The 3,333-nt window shown below is 42.1% G+C and carries 2 protein-coding genes; both read left to right on the top strand.

The window, feature by feature from the left end; translation table 11 throughout:
- Positions 1 to 619: 619 nt before the first annotated feature.
- Entirely contained in the window at positions 620 to 1,588 is a 969-nt protein-coding gene (locus H6S82_RS25275) for a M48 family metalloprotease (protein WP_190475743.1), read from the top strand.
- 89 nt (positions 1,589 to 1,677) lie between these two features.
- Complete coding sequence (locus H6S82_RS25270; RefSeq protein ID WP_190475745.1) at positions 1,678 to 3,267, top strand: mucoidy inhibitor MuiA family protein; 1,590 nt, start codon at positions 1,678 to 1,680, stop codon at positions 3,265 to 3,267.
- The last annotated feature ends 66 nt before the right edge of the window (positions 3,268 to 3,333 follow it).

The following is a 3,333-nucleotide window of genomic DNA, read 5'->3' as shown; positions in this document are numbered from 1 at the left end:
AAGTGGAAACCAGGGACTTGACGGCGATTAAAATCGCCAGGTGCGTTTCATCCCCATGTCTAAAGCCAGGGGCTTTCACGCACGGTTTTCGGTAAAATCAACTAAACAATGGGGTCTTCCGTATTAAGGTTGATAAGTTTAATTAATAGGACGGGAATTAGGGTTATAGGTAAATAACGATGGCGCTCTCGTACTTGAGGTGATAACAAAATCTAATAGATGGTTGGCAAAGCCTGTGGTATGAAGTAAATTCAGATATAAACACTGATAAAGCAGACGATAAACCAATTCAGCTTTCTTTTTTTTAATATAGAGATTGCTGCGAGTTTAAAGGAATTCTCAAAGTGACTATTGCACGATTATCTACCTAATTCTCTACCAGTCGAAGTGGAAAGAGTTTGCTTCCCAAACGCTTAGCGTAGTGAATTCGATGTCGCCGTAGTGCAAGCATCTCACAGCAGCAACTATTAAACTTGAGAAATAGCGCTAAAAAGGTGCGATCGCATCCTCAATCCACCTTGCAGCTACTATGCGAACATGGACGAGAACATCGGCGTGCGATCGCTCATCTATCTGAGCTTCATTAGAATAAGTACAATACCACTAAAAAAGTCTCTCTATGCCAACGTACAAAGGAATGTCAAGCGAAGCCTTTCGCCATCCGCTCGATCGCGAGGCGGAACAAACCTTACGCAGCTTACCGGGTTTCGATATCGCGGCTCGTAAATTTGTCGAATTTTTCTACGAGCGTCCGCAATTTGTCTACCACATGGGTAATAGCATTCAAGTCGGCCCGCGCCAGTATTCTACAGTTTATCAGATGTTTCGCGAATGTGTGCGAGATTTAGACATTTATCCGGAACCAACTTTATTTATCAGTCAGTTTCCCGTATCTAATGCCTATGCCTTGGGACAAGAGCGACCGTCGATCGTACTAAATTCTGGATTGTTGGACTTGATGACGGAAGCGGAACTGCGATCGGTTATCGCTCATGAATTAGGACATATTAAATGCGGTCACACTATTTTAACTCAAATGGCACTTTGGGTGATTAGCACTGCTTCTTTTATTGGGGAATTAACGCTTGGCTTAGGTAATATCATCGGGAGCGGTTTGGTGTATGCGTTTTATGAATGGAAACGCCGCTCGGAATTATCAGCCGATCGCGCCGCTTTGTTACTTTCAGATGATATCAATTCCGTCATGCGAGCGATGATGAAACTGGCTGGCGGTAGTGGCAAGTACAATAACGAAGCTAGTTTGGATGAGTTTATTCGTCAATCGGAAAGATATCAAGAACTCGATGATGATGGATTGAATCAAGTTTATAAGTTTCTGCTTTACAATAATTTGGCTCAAGGTGTATTTCTCAGTCATCCTTTTTTGGTAGAACGCATTATCCACTTGCGCCAATGGTCAAATTCTGATGAATATCGTCAAATTCGTCATGGCAATTATCAACATTCAGCAGGAGAAGGAGCGGTTGATGTTCCATCTCAAACTGGACGCAGCCAAGCAGATGAATTGCGGCGTCAAATTGAGGAGTTGCAACGAGAAATTGACAATTTGAAAAGAAAGTCTGAGTGAGGCTCACTGTTGAGAGCGATCGTTCATTGTTCGTCGTTGCAAAATCGATGCGATGAACTCTGAACTATAAACCAACTGGCAACTGACAAATGACACATCAAATAGTCAATACCCATATTTCAGAAGTAACGGTATACACCAACCAAGCTTTAGTGACGCGGCGCGGTACAGTAAGTTTGACTGGTGAGGAACAAGAATTAATCATCACCGATTTGCCTTTAACTATTCAGACTGATTCAATTCGGGTGAGAGGTGAGGGTATATTGGGAGTGCGTACAGAAACTGTATTTGCCAATGAAGCATTTGGCGAAAAAGTAGGACAACTGAGCAGACAAATTCGGAGTTTGGAGCAGCAAAGACGTACTATTCAAGATCAATTAGATGCGGCACAATTACAGCGTAATTTCGTACAATCATTAAGCGAAAAGTCTTTGGAAGGTTTTTCCGGATTGCTCGCTCCCGCACAGATGAACTTGGATGAAGTGAAGGAGTTAGTAAATTTTTTGGGAGAACAGTATGGGGAGTATGCAAATGCGATCGCACTGCGAGAAAGGCAGGTGCGCGAGTTAGATAGACAATTGGAAATATTTCGCCAACAATTCAAGCAATTACAGCTATCTACTTGCAAAGAAAGTTATACCAGTTATAATGTTATCGTTGCGATCGCTCCTCCAAGTCCGGGAGAATTTCACTTAGAATTGTCCTATCTGGTGACTCGCGCTGGGTGGACGCCGCTTTACGACTTGCGAACTAGCAGTAATGGCGATCGTATCAATCTCACCTATCTGGCAGAAATTAAGCAAAAAACTGGCGAAAATTGGCAAGGTGTCAAACTCACCCTTTCTACAACTAAACCAGCTTTAAATATTCTACCTCCCAAACTCGAACCGTGGTATATTAGCGGTCAGAAAAATAACCAAGCTTCCCGACAAGGTAAGCTTGGTTGTAAGGATGATTTTGCGGAATTAGAAGCTTTATTGGCAGAAGATAATAATGGTTCCAAAAAACAAGATTTACCGCAATTGCAAAAAGTGCTGACGAAAGGAACTAAGTCTGAAGGCGCAGTAACTTTCCGTTTAGCTGGAAACAATGATATTTTTGGTGATGGCGTTGCTCATAAAGTGATAGTATTAAGTGAAAATTATCCTTGTAAAATTGAATATGTCGCGCTGCCAAGGTCGAGCGCTTTCGCGTATTTAGAAGCTACGGTTAAGAATAAATCTAATGGGATAAATTTGCTACCGGGTAAGGCTAATATTTTCCGCGATCGCACTCTTGTTGGCACTACTGATATCGAAAATGTTGCACCCGGTCAAGATTTTAAGCTTAACTTAGGTGTTGACGAAGATTTGCAGATTGAGCGCGATTTACTGGAACGAGAGGTAGAATTAATAGGGAACTATCGGCGCACGACTTACGGTTACAAATTGGTAATTACAAACTTGCGCGATCGCAAAACAACTCTGCGCTTAATTGAGCAATTGCCTGTCAGTCGCGACGAACAAATTAAAGTACGTTTACTCAGTACAAATCCGGAGATTCATCTCGGTGCAATGGGTCAGTTGGAATGGGTGCTGACTCTACCGCGTCAATCTAAACGCCAGCGCAAAATGGAAGTATATTATCAGTTTAGCATAGAACATCCGGCGGAGATAAGTGTAGTAAGTATGGATATTTAGCTGATTTATTAAAAGTAAGGTTGATTTTTTAACGCAGATGAAAACAGATGAACGCAGATAAACGCA

The organism is Planktothrix sp. FACHB-1355 (assembly GCF_014748295.1).
GTDB lineage: Bacteria > Cyanobacteriota > Cyanobacteriia > Cyanobacteriales > Aerosakkonemataceae > Aerosakkonema > Aerosakkonema funiforme_A.
The sequence above is the reverse complement of the archived record's forward strand: the minus strand, read 5'-3'. Positions and strand labels throughout refer to the sequence as shown.

Coding starts and splice junctions, on each gene's coding strand:
- H6S82_RS25270 (WP_190475745.1), top strand. CDS start 1,678: ATGACACATCAAATAGTCAATACCCATATTTCAGAAGTAACGGTATAC.
- H6S82_RS25275 (WP_190475743.1), top strand. CDS start 620: ATGCCAACGTACAAAGGAATGTCAAGCGAAGCCTTTCGCCATCCGCTC.